General features: G+C 72.5%; 17 protein-coding genes. 15 read left to right on the top strand and 2 right to left on the bottom strand.

Translation table 11 applies throughout. The features are described from left to right. Position 1 precedes the first annotated feature (1 nt). The 12 genes from ACFQO7_RS11675 to ACFQO7_RS11730 all read left to right on the top strand — a co-directional run bounded on the left by ACFQO7_RS11675 (position 2) and on the right by ACFQO7_RS11730 (position 11,841). The gene (locus ACFQO7_RS11675) at positions 2–490 is read left to right on the top strand and encodes a phage tail protein (protein WP_203691588.1); all 489 of its coding nucleotides are present in this window, start codon (positions 2–4) and stop codon (positions 488–490) included. Further along, a complete protein-coding gene (locus ACFQO7_RS11680; RefSeq protein WP_376806377.1) occupies positions 471–1,826 on the top strand; it encodes a hypothetical protein in 1,356 nt (451 codons plus the stop codon). Before ACFQO7_RS11675 ends, ACFQO7_RS11680 begins: the two co-directional genes overlap by 20 nt. After that, positions 1,814–2,452 (top strand): CIS tube protein, encoded by a 639-nt coding sequence (locus ACFQO7_RS11685; protein WP_360532866.1) that lies wholly within the window; start codon positions 1,814–1,816, stop codon positions 2,450–2,452. Before ACFQO7_RS11680 ends, ACFQO7_RS11685 begins: the two co-directional genes overlap by 13 nt. Then, positions 2,449–3,933, top strand: a complete 1,485-nt coding sequence (locus ACFQO7_RS11690; protein ID WP_376806378.1) for a phage baseplate assembly protein V — start codon at positions 2,449–2,451, stop codon at positions 3,931–3,933. Before ACFQO7_RS11685 ends, ACFQO7_RS11690 begins: the two co-directional genes overlap by 4 nt. After that, on the top strand, positions 3,930–4,268 hold the full coding sequence (locus ACFQO7_RS11695) for a hypothetical protein (protein WP_376806379.1): 339 nt from the start codon (positions 3,930–3,932) through the stop codon (positions 4,266–4,268). The genes ACFQO7_RS11690 and ACFQO7_RS11695 overlap by 4 nt, the downstream gene beginning before the upstream one ends. Then, complete coding sequence (locus ACFQO7_RS11700) at positions 4,265–4,660, top strand: GPW/gp25 family protein (RefSeq protein WP_376806380.1); 396 nt, start codon at positions 4,265–4,267, stop codon at positions 4,658–4,660. Before ACFQO7_RS11695 ends, ACFQO7_RS11700 begins: the two co-directional genes overlap by 4 nt. Further along, positions 4,657–7,191: a putative baseplate assembly protein gene (locus tag ACFQO7_RS11705; RefSeq protein WP_376806381.1), complete on the top strand. Its 2,535-nt coding sequence runs from the start codon at positions 4,657–4,659 to the stop codon at positions 7,189–7,191. Before ACFQO7_RS11700 ends, ACFQO7_RS11705 begins: the two co-directional genes overlap by 4 nt. Then, a complete protein-coding gene (locus tag ACFQO7_RS11710) occupies positions 7,181–7,642 on the top strand; it encodes a phage tail protein (RefSeq protein WP_376806382.1) in 462 nt (153 codons plus the stop codon). The genes ACFQO7_RS11705 and ACFQO7_RS11710 overlap by 11 nt, the downstream gene beginning before the upstream one ends. After that, positions 7,639–8,748: a PASTA domain-containing protein gene (locus ACFQO7_RS11715; protein ID WP_376806383.1), complete on the top strand. Its 1,110-nt coding sequence runs from the start codon at positions 7,639–7,641 to the stop codon at positions 8,746–8,748. Before ACFQO7_RS11710 ends, ACFQO7_RS11715 begins: the two co-directional genes overlap by 4 nt. A 1-nt stretch (position 8,749) precedes the next feature. Continuing rightward, a complete protein-coding gene (locus ACFQO7_RS11720; protein WP_376806384.1) occupies positions 8,750–9,199 on the top strand; it encodes a hypothetical protein in 450 nt (149 codons plus the stop codon). Then, positions 9,192–9,956, top strand: a complete 765-nt coding sequence (locus tag ACFQO7_RS11725) for a hypothetical protein (protein ID WP_376806385.1) — start codon at positions 9,192–9,194, stop codon at positions 9,954–9,956. The genes ACFQO7_RS11720 and ACFQO7_RS11725 overlap by 8 nt, the downstream gene beginning before the upstream one ends. Before the next feature lie 331 nt (positions 9,957–10,287). After that, positions 10,288–11,841, top strand: coding sequence for an ankyrin repeat domain-containing protein (locus tag ACFQO7_RS11730; RefSeq protein ID WP_376806386.1), 1,554 nt, complete (start codon positions 10,288–10,290; stop codon positions 11,839–11,841). Positions 11,842–11,845: 4 nt separating this feature from the next. Here ACFQO7_RS11730 and ACFQO7_RS11735 read toward each other — a convergent pair whose 3' ends face one another. Further along, complete coding sequence (locus ACFQO7_RS11735; protein ID WP_376806387.1) at positions 11,846–12,523, bottom strand: type 1 periplasmic-binding domain-containing protein; 678 nt, start codon at positions 12,521–12,523, stop codon at positions 11,846–11,848. Between the two features lie 178 nt (positions 12,524–12,701). On the opposite strand from ACFQO7_RS11735, the gene ACFQO7_RS11740 reads away from it, so the two are divergent. From ACFQO7_RS11740 to ACFQO7_RS11750, 3 genes are all read left to right on the top strand, one after another. Further along, positions 12,702–13,910 carry a HupE/UreJ family protein gene (locus ACFQO7_RS11740; protein WP_376806388.1) on the top strand — a complete coding sequence of 403 codons (1,209 nt, stop codon included), beginning with the start codon at positions 12,702–12,704 and terminating at the stop codon, positions 13,908–13,910. A gap of 127 nt (positions 13,911–14,037) precedes the next feature. Beyond that, a complete protein-coding gene (locus ACFQO7_RS11745) occupies positions 14,038–16,014 on the top strand; it encodes a purple acid phosphatase family protein (protein WP_376806389.1) in 1,977 nt (658 codons plus the stop codon). Positions 16,015–16,087: 73 nt separating this feature from the next. Further along, positions 16,088–17,152 (top strand): WxL protein peptidoglycan domain-containing protein, encoded by a 1,065-nt coding sequence (locus ACFQO7_RS11750; RefSeq protein WP_376806390.1) that lies wholly within the window; start codon positions 16,088–16,090, stop codon positions 17,150–17,152. A 72-nt stretch (positions 17,153–17,224) separates the two neighbouring features. On the opposite strand, the gene ACFQO7_RS11755 is transcribed toward ACFQO7_RS11750, so the two are convergent. Then, positions 17,225–19,762, bottom strand: coding sequence for a malectin domain-containing carbohydrate-binding protein (locus ACFQO7_RS11755; protein WP_376806391.1), 2,538 nt, complete (start codon positions 19,760–19,762; stop codon positions 17,225–17,227). Positions 19,763–20,047: the final 285 nt, after the last annotated feature.

The raw sequence follows: 20,047 nt of genomic DNA on the forward strand, positions 1-20,047 counted from the left end.
CATGCCCGAGGTGACCGCCACCCCCGCCGCCCAGCCCGGCAACCTGGTGGACCCGTACCGCGCGTACAACTTCAAGCTGCTCATCAACAACGTCACCGAGGGCCACTTCACCGAGGTCGGCGGCCTGGGCATCAAGGTCGAGACCATCTCGTACCGCGAAGCCGGCAACAACTCCGTCGTGCGCGCCATCCCGGGCCGCGTCACGTACGCCCCGGTGACCCTGCGCTTCGGGCTCACCTCCTCCCTCGAACTGTGGGAGTGGCTGATGACCGCCGTGGAGGGCAAGGTCAGCCGCCGCAACGTCTCCATCGTCATGCTCGACAGCTCCGGCTCCGCCGAAGCCCTGCGCTGGAACCTCGTCAACGCCTGGCCCCAGGAGTGGTACGGCTCGCCGCTGGACGCGATGAGCCGCGAACTCGCGGTGGAGACCCTGGTGCTGGCACACGACGGCATCCAGCGGGAGACCAGCAATGTCGGCGCGGCTGCGTGACCTGCTCGGCTGGCTGCGGCGCCTCCTCGGTCTGAGGGGCGCCGCTCCCCAGCCGAGGACGCCGTGGGACGGGGCCGTCCGGCTCGGCGGGCCCACGCCAGCACCGGACGCCCCGTCCACCCCGCCCCTGCGCCCAGCCGCCCCCGCGTACCCGGTCGCCCCTGCCTACCCGGCTGACGTCGACCGTGGCCGTGCCGCCGCGGCCGCGGGGATCGCCGCCGACCTCGACCCGGCGCTGCCCAGCGGTCCGGTGGCGCTCGCCTGGTTCGACCTCGGTCGACGGTCGGGCTCGGCGGGCCTGGCCGACCGGGTGCCGAACGGCACTTCCTCGCCCGGCCGGTCCACCGTGGGCGCGGAAGCGACGGCCCTCACCGAGGCAACGCGGCCGGTCGTCGCCTCGGCGTCGGCCCGTGCGGCTGGTCCGACCGGTTCGGCCGCCGTGACCTCGGCGGACACGGTGACGAGCGGTGCCACGTCAGACGTTCCGGACGGTGCCGTCCGTCGCCTGAACCGCGACCAGCCTGCGGACCGGCCGACTTTGGACCGACAGGCAGTGGACCGACAAGCAGTGGACCGGCCGGCAGGGGACAGGCCGGGCGTGGACCGACCGGCGGTGTCCGATCGGCCGCGGACCGGCAAGCCCGCCGCGTCGGCGAGCGGGGCCGCGGCACACCGGCGGTCGCCGAGAGCGGCGATGCCGGACCGACCCGGGCAGGAGCCTGCCTCGGTGGAGGTACCGCCCGCCGCAGTGACACCTTCGCCGTCCGCCCACATCTTTTTTGATGTGCCCACATCAAAAAAGATGTGGGCCGCACAGGGCGGCACCGTTCCCACGGCCCCGGAGGCCAGGTCCACCACATCGGAGACCCGGCTTCCGGAGCAGGCAGGCAGGCCTTTATCCGAGCGCATCGAGGCGGGCCACCCCGCCGCGCGAACGGATTCGCCGCGAGCGGAGCCGACCCACGCCGCGCACCACGACGCAGGCACTGCGGCGACGCCCGTCGACGCCGACCGGGCTGCGGGCCGTGAACCGTGGACGTCGCCCTTCACCCCGGCGCACCCGGTGCCCGCTGCCGGGACTGCCACCAGCCGATGCATGCCCGGAATGGACGAACCCGCGGGCGTAAGCGCCGCCGATGCCCCTGCGGCCCAGGCGGTCACCGCGCCGTGGCCCCGGCTTACCGGCCGGGAGCCGCGCCGGGATCAGCAACCCGGTCCCTGGCCCGAGCTGCTCGACGACGCCGAACTGTGGGCCGTCCCGGCGCCGGCCCGCACCGACCCCGACCGCATCCGTGTGCGGCAGAGCCAACAGGAGGGCAGGCCGTGGAACGCATAGCCTTTCTCGTCGACGCCACCGGCGAGCGCATCGACTGCCTGGTCAACCCCGAGACCCTGGTGGTACGGCGGCTCGCCGGGGTGCGCCCCGCGGCGCTGCCCGGGGCGGTGGTCGGCACCGGCGTGGACGACGCGCTGCTGTTCACCGGCGGCGGCCGCACCGAACTGGTCCTGGACCTGCTGTTCGATGTGGACCTGGTCGAGCAGGCGCACCGGCCCGACGACGTACGCCGGCTCACCGGGCGGCTGTGGCAGCTGGCCGAGAACGGGCAGGGCCGCCCGCCGCTGGTGCGCCTGGTCTGGGGCAAGACGTGGAACCTGCCCGGCGTGGTGGTGAACGTGGCCGAGCGCCTGGACGCCATCGACGCTACCGGCACCCCGCGGCGCTCGTGGCTGCGGCTCAAGCTGGTCCGCAGTGAGGGCGAGCCTGCCGCGCCGCCCGCCCCGACGGCGGCGAGCGCGGTGCAGGCCACCGGCGACGGCTCCGACGGCGGCGGCGCACGGTTCGACCTGCTGGCCGCCGAGGCGCTCGGCGACCCGACCCGGTGGCGGGAACTGGCCGAGCACAACGGCATCGACAACCCCCTGGCCGTACGCGCCGGGTCCGTGCTCGGGGTCCCGTCATGATCATTCCTGTCGTGTCGGTGCGCCTCGACGGCGCACCCGTGCCGGGCCGGGTCCTGTCGGCCCGCGTCACCCAGCGCATCGGCCTGCCCGCCCAGGCCGAACTCACCATGCACACGCCTACGGGCTGGCCGTTCGGGGCACGCCTGGAACTCGACGTCGACGGCGAACCGCTGTTCGACGGCGAGATCGGCACCGTCGAACTGACCCGCGGGCCGGGCTCGGAGACCGGCTGGACCGTCGTCGCCCACGACCTGCTGCACCGCCTGCGCGCCAAGCAGCGGCCGCGGGTCTTCACCGGCGTGACCCTGGCCGACCTAGCCCGCGAACTCACCGCCGGGCTGGGCCTGACGGTGCGCTGCCCCGACCCGGGACCGCCGCTGGAGCGGCTGCTGCAGCACCGCGCCACCGACTGGGACCTGCTCGCCCGCACCGCCGCCCGGCTCGGCCGATACCCGGTGCTCGACGGGCGGACCCTGGTGCTGGAGACGCTGCGCCCGCAGGGGCCCGCGCTGCCGCTCAAGGTCGGCGACACGCTCTGGCAGTGCCGCGTCGAGGGGCACGCCGACCGGGCCGTCGGGGCGGTGGCCACCTACGGCTGGCACCCCGGCGGCGAGTTCCCCACCGGCCGGGCCGGCGCGCCCGGATACCGGCCGGGGCCTGCTGTCTCTCCGCCCGGACTCGGTGGCGACGGTGACCGGGCGCTCATCGACCAGCCCGCCGGCCTGCAGGCCGAAGCCGCCCAGGCGGCGCTGGACCGGGCGGCGGCGCGGGTGCTGTGCGTCAGCGGCACCGCGCAGGGCGACCCGGCGCTGCGGCCCGGCCGGGCGGTTGAGCTCTCGGGCGTCGGCGACGCCGTCGACGGCACGTACCCGATCTGCACGGCCTTGCACACGATCGACGCCGACGGCTACCGCACCGCGTTCGGCACCGAACCCCCGGAAGGCCCTGCACAGCCCAGTGCGGCCGCGATCGCCCTGGGCCGGGTCACCGCCGTCGACGATCCCGACGGCCGCGGCCGGGTCCAGGTGATCCTGCCCGGACACGGCGACCTCGACCTCGGCTGGCTGCCCGTGCTGTGCCCGGGAGCCGGGCCCGGTAAGGGCATCGTCGCCCTGCCCGACCCCGACGACCTGGTCGTGCTCGCCCTGCCGCACGAGGACCCGGCCGAAGCGATCGTGCTCGGTGCGGTCTTCGGCGCGCAGTCGCCGCCCGACAGCGGAGTGAGCGGCGGACGGGTACGCCGATGGTCCCTGCACAGCCCCGAAGGGCAGAAGGTCCTCGTCGACGACGGCGACAAGTCGATCACCCTGTCCAATGCCGACGGCAGCGCCCTCGAACTCGCGCCCGGCAAGGTCCGGCTGCTGGCCCGCACCGACCTGGTCATCGAAGCCCCCGGGCACCGGATGACCATCCGCGCCGCCAACGTCGACTTCGAGCGCGCGCTGATCGCGGGCCTGCCCACCGAGGTGATCCCGGGATGAGACTCATCGACTCGTCGTCCGACGTGCGCTGCGACCACGACGGCAAGGTGACCAACAACCCGTCCCAGCACTGGGTCGAGATCGCCGGGCACCCCGTGCTGGTCGACGACGACCCGCAGGGCCGCGCCATCGCCCGCTGCCCGAACATCGGCGCGACCATGAAGCCCTGTGTGAAGACCCTGCGCGTGTTCACCGGCTACAGCGACTGGATCCGCATCGACGGCGACGCCGTGGTCCTGGACAGCCTCGACGGCCTCACCGACGGCACCGTGCCCGGCACCGTCCACTACCGCGTACGCATCCCCGGCCAGACCTTCGTGGAGGCGACCCCATGACCCCGACCTCACTGCGCTTCACCGAAGGCGACGGCATCGTCACCTCCGCCGCCGGCCGGGTCGCGCTCGTCCACGGCGACGACGCCATCCGCCAGGCCATCATCCTGCTGCTCGGCACCGTGCCCGGCGAACGCCTCATGCGTCCCGAGTACGGCTCCCACCTGCACCGGCTGCTGTTCGCGCCCAACGACCAGACCACCGCGGGCCTGGCCATCCACTACGTGCGCCACGCCCTCGAACGCTGGGAGCCGCGCATCGACATCGAGCAGGTCGACGCCGACCCCGACCCCGACAACGCGTCCCGGCTCAACGTCCACCTGCGCTACCGGGTCCGGCAGACCCTGGCCGCCGGCGTCCTCGACTACCCCATCGACCTCGGAGAACCGTCATGATCCCCGTGCCGAACCTCGACGACCGCAGCTTCGACGACCTGGTCGCCGAAGCCCGCGACCGGGTGCGCCGCTCCTGCCCGGACTGGACCGACCTGTCCGTCCACGACCCCGGCGTCGCCCTCCTCGAAGCGTTCGCGTACCTGACCGAGGTCATGCTGTACCGGCTCAACCGGCTGCCGGAGAAGGCGTACCTGGAGTTCCTGAACCTGCTCGGCGTCACCCGCCGCCCGCCCGCCGCCGCCTGGGCGGAGCTGGCGTTCACCCGCACCGGCGCCGACACCGGCCGCATCGCCATCCCGGCGGGCACCCGCGTCGCCGCCGCGCGCGGTGCAGACCCGCAGCCGGTCCTGTTCACCACGACCGTCCCGGCCGTCATCGCCGAGGGCGAGACCGAGACCCGGGTACGCGCCTACCACTGCGAACTCGTCGACGGCGAGCTGCTCGGCCTCGGCACCGGCCTGCCCGGCCTGGTCCTGCGCGCCGACCGGGCACCGCTGGCGACCACCGGCGAGCCCCTGGAGGTGCTGCTCGGCGTGCAGACGACCGGGCCGGTCACCGGCGCGGCCCGCGAGTACGACGGCCGCACCTTCGAGATCTGGCAGCGCGTCGAGACGTTCGCCGGCCTCGGCCCCGCCGACCGGGCGTACCTGCTCGACCCGGCCGCCGGGACGGTCACGTTCGCGCCCGCCCTCGACGGCGGCACCGTGCCCGGGGCCGTTCCGGCTGCCCACCGCGAGATCCGCCTCTGGTACCGCGTCGGCGGCGGCGCGTCCGGCAACGTGGCCGCGAACACGCTCACCGCGCTGCGCGACCAGATCCCGGGCGTACGGGTCACCAACGCCGAGGCCGCGCGGGGCGGCCGGGACATCGAGCAGGTCGACGCCGCCGCGCGCCGGGGGCCGTACGAGCTGTTCAGCCTGCACCGCGCCGTCACCGCCCGCGACTTCGAACTGCTCGCCACCGCCGGGTCCCCGGCCGTCGCCCGCGCCCGCGCGTTCACCCGCGCGTCCATGTGGTCGTTCGCGCGCCCCGGCGAGGTCGAGGTGACCCTGGTGCCGTTCGTGCCCGAGGCGGCCCGGCCCGGCTGGCGGCTGCCCGTGGCCGCGCTCGCCGAACGCCAGCTCGACGAGGTGCGCCTGGACACCCAGGCCGACCTGGATCGCCGCCGCGCCCTGGGCACGTCGGTGACCACCACCTGGGCCCGCTACAAGTCCGTCGCCGTCAAGGGCCGGGTGGTCGTCGGCCGCCAGGAGGACGTCGACGCCGTACGCCGCCGCATCCACGACCGCCTGCACCAGACCATCAGCCCGCTGCCCGCCCCCGCGACCGTCGAGGGCTGGTCCTTCGGCGAGCCGCTGCGCGCCTCCAACGTGTACCGGATCCTGGAGCAGGCCGAACCTGGCGTGCGCTACGTCGACGACGTGCGCTTCGTGCTCGAACACGCGCCCAGCCGTGACGTCACCTCGATCGCCGCCGACGGCTACCAGCCCGGCACCTGGTACGCCGGCGGCGGCGAGCAGGTGTTCCGGTCCACGAACGACGGTGAGGGCTGGGAGCTGGTCACCGTGTTCGCGGGCGAGGTGGTGCGCCAGGTCGTGCCCGCGCCGGTGTCCGACCGCCCCGGTGTCGTCGCCCGCCCCGGCGCGGTCGCCGTCGTCACGAACTCCGACGAGGGCGGCTCGTGCGTGCACGTCTCCGCGGACCTGGGCGAGACGTGGCGCAAGCTCACCGAGATCGACGCCGTAGTGCTGGAGGCGGCGTGGATCGACCGCGAGGAGGCGGTGTCGCTGCTGCTGGCGACCGACGTCGGTCTGTACGAGATGTCGCTGCTCGACGGCGCGGTCCCGCTGCAGATCATCGTCGACGCCAAGGACCAGGACCGCGGCTTCAACTCGGTGCGCACGTTCGTGTCCGAACGCGGCGTGTGGGGCGTGGCCCTGGCCGCCGAGACCACCTACGGCGTCTACCTGTCCACCGCGGGCGGGCGTCAGGGCACCTTCGCCCACGTCGGGCTCAACGGCGTGGACACCCGCGCCCTGTCCGTGCAGCTCGACGGCCCCGACACGATCCTGTGGGTCGGCACCGGCACCACCGACCCGCGCAAGCCCGGCAAGGGCTGCTACCGGGCCCGGCTGTTCGAGGCCGACGTGCGCTGGCAGGAGCTGTCCGCCGGGTGGACCGGCGGCACCTGCTGGGGCCTGGACTTCGTCGACGGCACCGCGTACGCCGCCAGCCAGAGCGGGGGAGTGCTGCAGCTGGACACCACGGCCGCCGCGCCGCAGTGGGAGTCCCCGTCGGTCAACTGCGGCCTGCCGCTGCGCGACCGCACCCGATTCGAACCCGTGCGCACCATCGCCGGCGGCAGTCACGTGTTCGCCGGCGGCAACCGGGGCACGCACGTCGTCGCCGCGCCCGGCCAGTGGCGTTCGGCCGCCGACATCGAGCTGCGCCAGCTCGTCACCATCCCGCCCACCTGGCTGCTCGTGTCCGGTGAGCACGACATCGAGGTGGTGACCGAAGATGCGCCGTGACGCGATCGCCGCGCTGCTGCCCGCCGCCTACCAGCGGGCCATGCACCCGACCGGGGTGCTGTGGGCGCTGCTCGACGTGATGGAGGGCCTGCACGAATCCGGCGAGGCCCGCCTGTCCACCGTCGAGGACCTGTTCCACCCGTACCGCTGCCCGCCCCAGCTGGTGCCGTTCCTGGCCCGCTGGGTCGCCGTCGACCACCTCGGCCACGGCCGGGACCTGGTCGCGCACGGCACCGCCCTGGCCCAGTCCCGGGGCACCCGCGAAGGACTGCGGGCTGCGGTGACCCTGGCCACCGGCCTGACCGCCATCGAGATCGAGGAGTCGGCCGACCGGCCGTTCCACCTGATCGTCCGCATCCCCGCGGGCAGCGACCTGCTCGAACGCGTCCGGCACATCGTCGAGCTGGACAAGCCCGCCGCCACCACCTTCGAAATGGGAGAACTGCCATGACCGCCGACAAGACCGAGAAGTGGGTCATCACCACCGCGACCCCGGAGGTGACCCTCGGCCAGGACCGCGCCGCCGAGGTCACCTTCACCATCACCAACCAGTCCCGCCGCACCGGCCGGCCCGGCATCGACTTCCACACCGGCCAGGACACCGACGCGTCCTGGTTCACCGTGGAGGAGTACCCGCGCCCGAAGCCCGGCGCGACCGCACCCCTCGTCGTGAAGATCAACGTCCCGCAGTCGGCCCCGGCCGGGCGATACGAGTTCCAGGCCCGGCTCACCCCGCCGCTGACCCTCGGCGCGCAGCGCGACGCCGAACTGTCCGACGCCCCCGAGGAGACCTCGGTCCTCAGCCGCCGCGTCGCCGTCGTCGTCCCTGCCCCGCCCGCCCCGGAGAAGAAGCCGTTCCCGTGGTGGATCGTGGTCGCCGCCGCGCTCGCGGTCCTCGTCATCGGCGTCATCACCTGGGTCGTCTGGCCCGAGGGCGAGCAGGCCACCACGACCCCGCAGCCCACGGCGTCGGCGACACCCGCTGCGTCGGCCAGCCCCGTCCCGGTGGAACTGGTCGCCGTGCCGAAACTGATCGGGCTGCCGCCCGCCGACGCCAAGGCCGCCCTGGCCAAGGCCGGGTTCGTGGCAGGCACTGTCCAGTTCGGCTGGGACAATTCCCGCGGCCCCGGTGCGGTCACCCGCCAGTCCCTGCCCGGCGGCGCGACCGCGGCCAAGGGCAGCACCGTCGACCTCGGTATCTCCGCCGCCGCGGCCAAACCCGTCATCTCCCAGCCGGTCACCAACTCCAGCGTCCCGCCGAACCGCATGCCGACCCTGGTGTGGACCCAGCCCGACTCGTGGCCGGTCCGCTGGCTGGTCACCGTCCAGATCGAACGCTGCACCAAGTCCGCGTTCGGCGAGGTCTGCCAGCCCACCCCCGCCGTGTCCAGCCAGATCGCGACCGCGCGCGAGTTCACCCCGGCGATGCCGACGCTCAACTACAACACCGTCAACAACGTCCGCGACAACGGCTGGGTGTTCGTCAACGTCCAGGTCCTCGACGACTACGGCACCGCGACCGAGGCCGGGACCGTGCGCGTCTACCTGGAGCACTGACATGCCCGCCCTGACCCGAGGACAGAAGATCCTCGCCGCGGTCGCGGTGCTGATCGTCGCGCTGTTCGTCACCGGCGTCGCCACCGCCGACGACGGCACGATGACCGACCCGACCGACAACGCCCTGGTCCAGACCCTCGGCGACTGGTTCGGCGACCCCGACCCCGTCGACCCGGCGGACCTGTCCGCACCCTGCCTGACCGACGGCGTGCTCGTCGTCGAGACCGGCTGCGTGCTCACCGTCGCCGCCGCCGACAGCGACCTGCGCGAAGTCGAACTGCGCCCCGACGGGCCGCTGCGGCTGCTCACCCGCGCCCCACAGAACGACACCGTCCTCGACCGCGACGTGCCGGCGGGCGAGCCGATCCGCGTCGCCGTCGACGACCAGGGCGTCGACATCACCCTGACCTGCGACAAGTGCACCGTCACCTTGGGAGGAAGCGATGGATAGGCTGCGTACGCCGTTCTTCTTCGTGGCACTGGTCGCCTTGGGACTCGTCGTCGCCGTCGAGACCGGCAGCTCGCTGCTGCTCGGCCTCACCACCCCGGCGGTGGGCACCGCCGCCGAGCTCGGCGCCGACGTGCCACCCGGCGTCGCCGAACGACCCGGCGGCATCGCCATCAGCTACCTCGCGCTCATCGACGTGGTGCTGCTCGGCACGGCCGTGCTCATGGGGGTGGCGATCCTGGCCTCCAAGCGGCTGCACGCCCGCGCCCAGGGGGTGGCCACCCTGGTCGGGGCGATCATCCTGATCGTCACGGCGCTGGTGCTGCTGTTCGTCGCCATCGCCAAGCTGATCCTGATGGTGTCGCTGCTGCTGGCGTTCCCGTTCGGCACGATCGTCTACCTGATCCTGTTCGGATCGTTCCCGCGCGGTGAGGCGGCCACGGTGCTGTCGCTGATCATGTTCCTGAAGGTGGTCGCGATCGCCTGCCTGATCATCGCGCAGCAGCGCTTCCTGCAGAACAAGGGCCTCGTCGCCATGATGATCACGTCGCTGCTCGGCAACGTCGTCGCCGTGTTCCTGCACGGGATCGTGCCCGGGATCCTGGTCAGCATCACCGACGCCATCGCCGGCATCGTCTTCGCGATCGTCGGGATCGTGTGGGCGATCATCCTGCTCGTCGGGTCCGTCCCGGCGATCGTCCGGGCGGTGCAGGTGACGGTCGAGAGCAGCAAGCAGCTCAAGGCAGCCGCGGCCACCTGAGCCGCGGACCCGGGTTCGCGTGCCCGGCGACACCGGGGCCCCGACACGCGAACGAGGCGGTGCCGCGGCCCGCCGACGGGAGGCGGGCCGCGCCACCGCTTCCGCGCGGGCAAAGGTCGGTTCGACAACGGCTACATCTATTTTGATGTGGGCACATCAAAATAGATGTAGCCGCGTTCGCTGCATGGCACGTCCGAGGAGCCGACCGGAGGGTGCGTGCCGGCATCCCGGGCGACCGGCCCGAAATATCGGAGGGCCCTCGTAAGATCCGCCGCGGCGACGACCTGCCCGGCCGCGGTGGTCAGCGCCACTCGGCGACGGTACGGGGGACATGGTGGGCGGATCGAGCGACGCGCTGGGCGTCCGGCGGATGGTCCGCCGGTACGCGGTGCCCGAGTGGATGATCGCCGAGTGTGCCGAGGCGCGCGAGCGCGGAGACTGGCGGGCCGCGTGCGAGGCGGCCCGGGTGACGGTCGACATCGACGATGCGGGCCCGGTCGCGGACCTGCTGGCCGGGTTCGCGCCCGACCTGCTCCGGTGGCATCTGCCACGTTCGGGGAGCGGGACAGCAGGCCTGTCCGCCGGGTTGACGTACCTGCTGGCACCGGACGGGCCGGTGACCCCGGACAGCACCGTGCTCGTGGTCCGGTCCCCGGAGTGGGTGACCGGCTCGCAGCGGCTCACCGTGCAGGCGAGGCGCGCCGGTGACCTCCGGGAGGATCCGGTCTACCCGCTCGCGCCGTATCTGTGGGACGCCCGGCGGGTCGGCGAGCTGCGTGACGTGCTGCAGCCGGCCGAGCCACCCGTGCTCGCCGCACCCGCGGAACCTCCGCCGTCCGTGCCGTGTGGACGGTGCGGCAAGGTGCGCACTGACGAGCCGTCGGGGCCGCCGGGGGAGTGGGCCGCGGCCGGGTGGGTGATCGACGAGTCGGCGACGCTCGGCTACTGGGGATCCTGGGATCTCGCTGTTCTGGGCAAGGCGGATCCGTCGTTCGCGGTTCGCGAGCTGCGCCGGCTCACGGCCCAGTTCGGCCACCGGTCGTACCGGCTGCGGGGCGACGAGGGCAGGCTGAAGCGGTACTACCAGCGGAAGGTGTACCTGGAAGCGGCTGGTGATCGTCACCGGATGACCTGCGGTGAGCCGCCCCCGCCACGGCCGGGATCGATCGGCGTGGACCTCTGCCTGCATCCCATGTTGCTGCGCCCGCCCGTCGACCTGGAGTTGATCCGGCACGACCTGATCGGCATCTTGGACCTGCATCCCCTGGTGCGAGCGGCGCTTTTCCCCGCCACGGGTGCCGAGACCCGTCCCGCTGCGGGCACGTCCATGGTTCCCGCAGGGTTCTGGCAGGAGGAGCGGTTCCGGGTGCGGTGCGGCCGGCAGTGGCACTGGATCAGCCTGCGGGACGGGCAGGTCGAACTGCTCCACCACGACGGGGCCGAGCGGCGGCGCGAGCACGCTCTTCGCGCCTTCGGCGGGGCGATGCGCGGCTGCTTCCAGGCCGAACTCGGCTGGCTCGACGGTGACGACGCCGCGCCGAAGCGGCTGCGGGAGCACCGCCACGATCTGTGGCGGCGGATGGAGCACGGCGGCAGCCGGGTCGTGCGCGCGCTGCTCGACGCGGGCATGAACCCGCACGTGCGCGACGGCCAGGGCCGGACGCTGCTGCACCGGATGTACATGTTCGAGCACGAGGAGCTGCTGCCGCGCCTGCTCGCCACCGGGCTGGACGTGAACGCCCTCAGCCGGCGTGGCTGGACGGCGATGGCTGAAGCGCTGGTTCATTCGGCGCCGATGGACCTGCTCGTGGCGTTGAACGCCGCGGGCGCGTACCCGCAGCTGTCGCTCACGGACCCCGAGCACTGGCCCGACCGGGCCGGTTGACCGGTCAGATCGCGTCGAGCCAGATCACGATGCCGGTCAGCTGGTGCAGCACCGCGGTGACACCGGCGCGGATCGCGGCCGCGCAGCGCTCGGGCGTGAACGTCGCCGGGTCGTAGGTCGAGGACATGCCGAGTCCTTCCCCGCGGAACGACGCCCCGGACCAGTCGACGGCGGTGACGTTGCCGGTGGGCTCGGCGAGTTCCGCCCCGACGACGAGGAACTGCTGGTCGAGGTGGCTCGCGGTGACCAGCGCCAGCGGGTCGATCAAGTCGTTGCCGGCGCTGACGACGAGGTCGGGTCTCAGGTCCATGGCGCGCACGATGCTGGGCACGAGGTCGTGCGCGTCGGCCGCGGTGACCGTGCGCAGGTCGACCGCCTCGTCGTCGGCCCACTGCCGGACCGCGGTGACCAGTGCCTTGGTCGGTGCGTCGGATCCGCTGGTGAGCAGCACCACGCGGTAGCCCTCCGACGGGTGTACCCCGGCCCAGGAGCCGGGCCGTGGCGTGATGGTCGATTCCGGGGCGGGCCGCGCGGACGGGTCGACAAAGCCGGGGCCGGGGCTGCCGACGGGGTGGGGTGCGGGGTGCGGCTGTGTCCAGTCGTCACCGGAACCGCAGCCGGCCGTCAGGGCGACGGCCAGGGCGGCCGCCGCGGCGAGGGTCGCGCGAAACGTGGGGCGCAAGGTGATCGTGCTCCAGGGTGGGTGGTGCCTTCGTGCCCCGTATTCCTACCGCAGGGATGCCCGCCGGCCAGCGCGTCTCGTCGGGTTCTGGGCGATTGTTCGCGGTCGGTTCGCCGGCGGTCGGTCCGGTGTTCACCGTCGGCGGGCAGCGTGCACTCGCCAGCACCGAAGGAGCACCATGTCAGGCCGTTTACGCAGGACCATCGTCGCCGCCGCCGGGATCGCCGCGGCGGCTTTCGCATTTCTGAGCGCCACGCCCGCCCAGGCCCACGGGTTCAGCTCGACCGTGTACGTCGACGTCACGGCGGGTGACGCCGGGCACGTGCGCACCGCGCTGGAGCTGGAGTACGACCTGCTCGTCGTCTCCGCCGCCGACGAGCGCCATGATGACGGCCTCTTCAAGGTGGGCACCGCCGCGTTCGAGGCCCGTGACGCCGCCGGGCAGGCCGCGGCGCTCGACACGCACCGGGCGGCGGCCGTCGGCTATGTCACGGACCGGTTCGAGGTCTCCTCCGGCGGGGGAGGGTGCGCGCCGACGCAGGCGGGCGCGTTCACGATCGGGGAGCGGGACGGGGTGCCGTATGCACGGCTGCTGCTGGACTGGGCCTGCCCCGCCGGCGACGGCCACGAGGTGCGCAGCGCGCTGTTCCCTGACGGAGAGCAGTACGTCAAGGACACCAAGACGATCGTCACCTACCACCTCGACGGGCACAGCGGCAGCGCCGCGCTCGATACGGGCACACCGTCGTTCTCCACCGCGCAGTCGTGGTACGAGCGGTTCTGGGAGTTCTTCAGCCTCGGCGCGGAGCACCTGCTGGGCGGCATCGACCACATTCTGTTCCTGCTGGCGCTGATCGCCGGGTCGCGGCGGGTGCGCGAGATCGTGCTCGCCGCGACCAGCTTCACCCTCGCGCACTCGGTGACGTTCATGCTGGCCGCGCTCGGTGTGGTCGCGGTTCCGGCGATCGTGGTGGAGCCGGTGATCGCGCTGTCGATCGCGGTCGTCGCCGGCTGGCACCTGTGGCGGCTGCGCCGCGGCGGCGGTCAGGTCCTGGAGCTGCCCGCGTCGGGTGGCCGGCTGGGCCTGGACCGGGCTGGCCGGTTGCGGCTGGGTGTCGTGTTCGTGTTCGGGCTGGTGCACGGTCTCGGGTTCGCGGGCGCGCTCGGCATCGACGAGGCGTGGTCGTGGACGCTGCTGTGGTCGCTGCTGGTGTTCAACGTCGGCATCGAAGTGGTTCAGCTCGCGGTCATCGCGGTCGTGTTCCCGCTGCTGTCGGTGCTGCGCCGGCGCAGTCCCATGGCGGGCCGCTGGGCGACTGGGCTCATTTCGGGCGGGGTGGCTGTGACGGGTCTGATCTGGTTCGTGCAGCGGCTGACCGGCCAGTGATCTTATTAGTAAGGCTAACTAACTTGTGCGGCGAATTCACTCCCGGTTCACCACGCCGGACGAGCGTGAGGACGCTTCACCAGTTCAGGGGCGCTTCCGAGCGCTCCCTCGGCAAAGGAACGGAACATTGAGCAACAAGACACGGGCCCCCGGGCTTGTGCGGCGCCGCCTGGCCGTCGGGGCCACCGCCGCACTGCTCGGCGCGGCCGTGGCCGTCGGTAGCGGACTGGGCACGGCCGCCTCGGCCGCCGACCCGGTGAGCCTCACCGGCGTCATCCTCGGCGTCGGCGCCGACGAGTCCCAGCGCGTCCTCACCTGGTACTCCTCGGCCGACACCGCGCAGAAGGTCCAGCTCGCCCCGACCGCCGCGCTCGTGAACGGCGAGTTCCCGGCGACGGCCGCCGCGTTCGACGCCATCGGCGGCGCGAACATCGCGACCAGCGGCGGCTACAACCGCCACGCGACCATCACCAGCCTGAAGGAGAAGACCCGGTACTCCTACCGGGTCGGCGGCGACGGCGCGTGGTCGCCGACGTACTCCTTCCAGACGCAGGACTTCGAAGGCGACTACGACTTCCTGTTCTTCGGCGACCCGCAGATCGGCTCGTCCGGCGACACCCTGAAGGACCAGGCGGGCTGGGAGGAGACCCTCAAGGTCGCCACCGCGGCCAACCCGAACGCCGAGCTGCTGGTCTCCGGCGGCGACCACGTCGAGTCGGCCAACAACGAGTCCCAGTGGACCTCGTTCCTGGCCCCCGACCAGCTGCGCCAGTACCCGGTGGTGGCGACGATCGGCAACCACGACGTCGGCGGCAAGGCCTACGAGCAGCACCACTTCACCCCGAACACGGACCGCTCGGCCCCGTACTACGACAACGGCAACCCGGCCGGCACCAAGTCCGGCGGCGACTACTGGTTCGTGTACAAGGACGTGCTGTTCATCGACATCAACAGCAACAGCTACGCGGTGCCCGCCGGTGGCGGCAACGTGGGCGACTCGGCCCACGTCGCCTACATCACCGACGTCATCAACAAGCACGGCGCCGAGGCCAAGTGGAAGGTGCTGGTCTACCACCACTCCATCTACTCCCCGGCCAGCCACGCCACCGACACCGACAACAAGGACCGGCGCGAGCACTTCACGACCGCGTTCTCGCAGCTCGGCATCGACATGGTGCTGCAGGGCCACGACCACAGCTACTCCCGCAGCTACGCCATCAAGAACGGCCAGAAGGCCGACCCGGACGAGCAGCCCGGCGCGGCCGAGGTGTTCCCCGGCCCCGGCGGGGTCATCTACGTGACGGCGAACTCGGCCTCGGGCTCGAAGTACTACGACATCAAGAAGCCCGACGCCACCGGCACCGGCATCCGGGGCAACGGCCCGGACCCGCTGAACCCGGACAGCTACTGGTACAACTCGGTGCAGAACCAGGAGCACGTGCGCAGCTACGTCAAGGTGCAGGTGCGGGCCGACAAGCTCGTCCTGGAGAACCTGCGCAGCGGCACGTGCGCCGCGCCGAACGCGTCGGTGGAGAAGGGCAGCTGGTGCTACAACACCAGCGAGGCGCAGCCGGTCGGCTCGATCGTCGACAAGGTGACCGTGCGCCCGTACCACGGCTCGGGTCAGGACGTGCAGGTCGCGGTGCCGAACCCGGCTCCGGGCGAGTTCGGCTGGACCATCGACGGCTACAACGGCCTGGTCGACCTGGGCACCGCGCAGGAGCGCAACGGCACCTTCTTCGAGGCCACCGGGAAGATCAACCCGATCCTCGTGACGGACAGCCGCCGCTCGCTGGCCCCGTGGTCGATCTCGGCGAGCGCGGGCGCGTTCCGTGACGGCGACAAGGCCTTCTCGGGCGCGTTCCTGGGCTGGACGCCGTTCCTGCTGGACGCGGGCGCCGGTGCGCAGCCGGGGGCCGCGGTGCTGTCGGCGTACGACGACCAGGGTCTCGGCCTGTCGGTCGCCCGTGGCCTGGCCGCCGCCGAGCAGGGGCACCCGCGTGGCTCGGCCAAGCTCGGCGCCGACCTGTCCCTGAAGATCCCGGACAGCGTCGACAAGGGCAGCTACCGGGCCACCATCACGATCACCGCGCTGAGCAGCTGATCGTCAACCATTGACGGTGGGGCGGGCGTCCCGCGCCCGCCCCACCACCGAACCGATCCGAGGAACCACCGCAATGCGCACCTCCACCCGCCGTTCGACTGTCGCCGCTCTGCTCCGCACCACCGCTTTGGCGCTGCTCGCCGTCGGCGCGGTCGTCGGCCCGGGTGCCGGCCCGGCGCTGGCCGCCGACGGCGACGTCGCCTGGACCGTCCGGACCGCCTCCAACGGGTACGGCGCCGACCGGTCCAGCTACAGCTACGCGGTCAACCCCGGCGGCCGCGCCGACGACGCCCTCGTCGTCGCGAACCGCGGCACCACCCCGCTGAACCTCGCCGTGTACGCCGCCGACGGGTTCACCACCGGCGCCGGCCAGCTCGATCTGCTCCCCAAGGACAAGAAGTCGACCGCGGTCGGCGTCTGGCTGCAGACCACCAGCCCGAACATCACCGTCGCGCCGGGCAGGACCGTCACCGTGCCGTTCGTCGTCACCGTGCCCGCCAACGCGACCCCGGGCGACTACGTCGGCGGCATCGTCACCTCGCTGACCCAGACCGACCAGGCGCAGAACATCAACGTCGACCGCCGCCTCGGCATCCGCGTCAAGCTGCGCATCAGCGGCGAACTCCAACCCGGCCTCGCGGTCGAGGACCTGCACGTCGACTACACCGGCTCCGCGAACCCGCTGGCCGAGGGCGACGCGACGGTCAGCTACCGGATCCACAACACCGGCAACGCGGTGCTGTCGGCGCGCCAGGCCGTGTCGATCACCGGCCCGTTCGGCTGGCTGCGCGCCGACGCCGGGGACGTCGCCGCGCCGCCGCAGCTGCTGCCCGGCGAGAGCTGGACGGTCACCGTTCCGGTGCACGGTGTCGCGCCGTCGACCAGGCTGACGGCGACCGCGACCCTCACGCCGCTGCTCACCGACGCCTCCGGCTCCAGCACCGACCTCGCGCCGATCGAGGCGACCGGCAGCGCCTGGGCGATGCCGTGGGCCCTGCTGCTCCTGATCCTCGTGGTGGCCGCCGTGATGGCCGTCGGGCTGGTCGGATCCCGCCGCAACCGCGCCCGGCGGCGGCAGCGCGAGGACGCCCGCGTCGAGCAGGCCGTCGAACAGGCCCTGCGCGACAAGCAGCGGTGAACCGGTCCCTAAACGGCGGGTGTCCGGGCACGCTCCACACGGAGCGGGCCCGGACACCCGCGGCGGCGGCCCTTACGGGCCGACGAAGACCACCTTCGCCCGCCAGTCGGCCCCGTCCAGGGACGGGCCGCTGAGCACGGTGAACGAGCCGGTCGGCGCCCCGCCGTTCCAGGCGGTGGAGGCGATGGTCCCGATGCTCCGGTTGACCTTGTACAGGGTGGTGCCGGACAGGAACAGTCCGCCCGCGTCGGCCATGCCGCTCACCCCGGCGACGGTGAACTTGTCCGCGCCGACGACCCCGCTGTCCGGGGTGAACCAGCGCCAGTACAGGCCGCTCTGCCCGGACAGGGTGTAGTACAGCCGTCCGGCGGTGTAGAACATCGCGGTGACGTTCGGGATCTCGGCGTAGAAGTTCGAGGCCACCCCGGCGTAGGTGGAGTCGCCGGAGTCCGTCTCCACGGTGTCCCAGTAGGCGTCGTGGTAAGGGTCCACCAGGGTCGCCGTGCCGAACGTCGAGCCGTTGAAGGTACGCCGCCACAGCGAGCCGCTCATGCCGTAGAACAGCGTGCCGCCCACCCAGAAGCCGCCGCGGGCCGTCGACCAGGCGGTGCTGTCCGGGTTGGCCACCGCGCTCGCCGCGCCGACCGTGGTCGCGCCGTCGTACGACCGGACCTGCACCTCGTCGCCGTTGCCGGCCGGCGGCGGCCCGGTCTTGACGATCTCGATGCCGTTGATCAGCGGATTCTCGACGACGTGCCCGAAGCCGATGTCCACCGTGCCGTCGCTGACGACGGTGAACGAACGCATCGTGCCGACGTCGTGCCCGACGGAGCCGGACAGGTCCAGGTTCGCCAGCACGGTGGCCCCGTCCAACGTCACGTTGAAGACCCGGGAGCCGGCCGACGCGGTGCCGCCGTACCGGTTGGCCAGGTACAGCCGGACCTCGACCTCGGTGCCGACGGTCACCGGGAACTGCCAGCTCATCTCGGGAGCCGAACCCGGATCCCAGCGCTCGGACGAGTACAGGGCCGTCGGCGTGCCCGCCGGGACGGTGCTGTCCACACTGGGCACGGTGCCGTAGCCGGCGGTGTTGCTGACCGCGTTGTGGTAACCGCTCGGGCTGCCGCCGTCGTCACCGGCCCAGTCCGGCCCGTTGTCCGTCGCGGCGATCGACGAACCACCGGCGTTGACCCGGTAGAGCACGTTCGTCGGCACCGGGACCCCGGCCTGGTACACGTTGCCGGGCAGCGTGGCCGTGGTGGTCGGGTGCGGGGCGTTGCCGCCGGTGAGCGGGAAGAACGCGATCCGCTCGCGGCGGTACTGGTAGTTGCCGATCCACGGGGTGTCCGAGCCCAGCCAGAGCCCGTCCGAGGTCGCCAGGATCTCGGCGACGCCGACACCGCGCGGGTGGCGGCCCGGGTTCCAGGACAGCGGGAGGCCGCTGAGCGGGTCGAGCGCGGCGATGCTGGCCCGGCCGACCGAACCGGGCCCGGCGGAGTCGCCACCGAAGCTGTTGTTCATCCAGCGGATGTGGCCGCCGACGTAGACGGCCTGCTCGGTGATGCCGACCGACAGCAGGGTGTCGCCGCCCGCGTAGTCGACCCAGGTCGGCTGCAGGTCCGCACCGGTGGCGTCGTTCTCCCAGCGGGCAGCGGCGTCGCACAGCGTGCCGGAGTTCGGCGCGCCGGTCGTCACGACGACGAAGTAGCTGCCGTCCGGGGAGTACGCGAGGTCGCGCATGTAGGAGTCGAACGCCCACCAGGCACAGCGCGGGGTGTACCGGGTGGTGTTCCAGTCGGCGATGCTCGCCGAGCTCACGCCCAGGTCGAGCTTCACGATCTGGTCGTGGAGCACGCCGCCGGCCTTCTTGAAGTTGCCGACCACGACGAGCTGCTGGCCGTTGGGGTTCAGGGCCAGTTTGCTCGCGCCGACTCCGGCGCTCGCCCCGCTGACGCCGTCGTAGTTGTGGTTCTCGGTCAGGGCCGTGGTCAGGTAGCTGTCCAGCGCGCCGGTGCTCGCGTTCACCGAGGCGAGGCCGCCGCGGGCTAGGCTGGCGTTGCCGGCGTTGGTGAAGATGCCGCCGACGAGCAGCCTGCTGCCGGCCAGGGCGATGTCCTTGACCGCGCCGTTGAACGCCGGGCCGGCGAAGCCGGTGACCAGCGCGCCGGTGCTGACGTTGAGCAGGGCCACCTTGCGCCGGGTCACGCCGTTGACGGTGTTGAACTTGCCGGCGATGAAGACCGTGCCCGCGGTGGGGCCGGCGATGACCGCGGAGACCTCGTCGCTGACGGTCGGGACGAACGCGGTGTCGACCGTGCCGGTGGCCTTGTCGAAGGCGAGGATGTAGTTGCGGGTGATGTCCACCTCGGTGCCGCGGTTGCGGACGGTGGTGAAGTCACCCGCCGCGATGATCTTCGTGCCGGCGTCGTGGATCGCGTACACGGTGCCGTTCTTGATGTCCGGCGAAGCCGCTGACGGCACCGCCGCGACCACGGCCGTGTGGTTCGGGGCGGCGAGTGCCGGCGCGGCGGAGCCGAGTCCGGCGGCGGTGAGGGCGACCGCGGCGAGCGCTGCGAGGGCGCGACGGGTCAGGGTCGTTCGACGGGGCATGCACAACTCCGTTGAGCGCGGATGGCCCGGCTCCGTTGTGGAGGGACGGGTGCGGTGGCACGCGTCGGACCACAAAGGACCCGGCGGGGGAATGGGCGCAACCCATACCCTTCCGGGAGTCGTCACCCGCCGTCCAGCGCCGACCACGTTTTGTGTACGACCACACGTCGGGACCGGCCGACCTTCCGCACCCGGCGGTCGAGAAAGCCATCCGGGCCGCACGAAAGGCGGCTGCCAATGGTGATTCGGCGAATCCGGACCGGACGATTGATGCAGCGGAGTAGG

The sequence above is a fragment of the Catellatospora aurea genome (assembly GCF_042663325.1).
Classification (GTDB): Bacteria; Actinomycetota; Actinomycetes; order Mycobacteriales; family Micromonosporaceae; genus Catellatospora; species Catellatospora aurea.

Coding starts and splice junctions, on each gene's coding strand:
- ACFQO7_RS11715 (WP_376806383.1), top strand. CDS start 7,639: ATGACCGCCGACAAGACCGAGAAGTGGGTCATCACCACCGCGACCCCG.
- ACFQO7_RS11695 (WP_376806379.1), top strand. CDS start 3,930: ATGAGACTCATCGACTCGTCGTCCGACGTGCGCTGCGACCACGACGGC.
- ACFQO7_RS11710 (WP_376806382.1), top strand. CDS start 7,181: ATGCGCCGTGACGCGATCGCCGCGCTGCTGCCCGCCGCCTACCAGCGG.
- ACFQO7_RS11755 (WP_376806391.1), bottom strand. CDS start 19,762: ATGCCCCGTCGAACGACCCTGACCCGTCGCGCCCTCGCAGCGCTCGCC.
- ACFQO7_RS11675 (WP_203691588.1), top strand. CDS start 2: ATGCCCGAGGTGACCGCCACCCCCGCCGCCCAGCCCGGCAACCTGGTG.
- ACFQO7_RS11740 (WP_376806388.1), top strand. CDS start 12,702: ATGTCAGGCCGTTTACGCAGGACCATCGTCGCCGCCGCCGGGATCGCC.
- ACFQO7_RS11680 (WP_376806377.1), top strand. CDS start 471: ATGTCGGCGCGGCTGCGTGACCTGCTCGGCTGGCTGCGGCGCCTCCTC.
- ACFQO7_RS11720 (WP_376806384.1), top strand. CDS start 8,750: ATGCCCGCCCTGACCCGAGGACAGAAGATCCTCGCCGCGGTCGCGGTG.
- ACFQO7_RS11750 (WP_376806390.1), top strand. CDS start 16,088: ATGCGCACCTCCACCCGCCGTTCGACTGTCGCCGCTCTGCTCCGCACC.
- ACFQO7_RS11690 (WP_376806378.1), top strand. CDS start 2,449: ATGATCATTCCTGTCGTGTCGGTGCGCCTCGACGGCGCACCCGTGCCG.
- ACFQO7_RS11705 (WP_376806381.1), top strand. CDS start 4,657: ATGATCCCCGTGCCGAACCTCGACGACCGCAGCTTCGACGACCTGGTC.
- ACFQO7_RS11725 (WP_376806385.1), top strand. CDS start 9,192: ATGGATAGGCTGCGTACGCCGTTCTTCTTCGTGGCACTGGTCGCCTTG.
- ACFQO7_RS11730 (WP_376806386.1), top strand. CDS start 10,288: ATGGTGGGCGGATCGAGCGACGCGCTGGGCGTCCGGCGGATGGTCCGC.
- ACFQO7_RS11700 (WP_376806380.1), top strand. CDS start 4,265: ATGACCCCGACCTCACTGCGCTTCACCGAAGGCGACGGCATCGTCACC.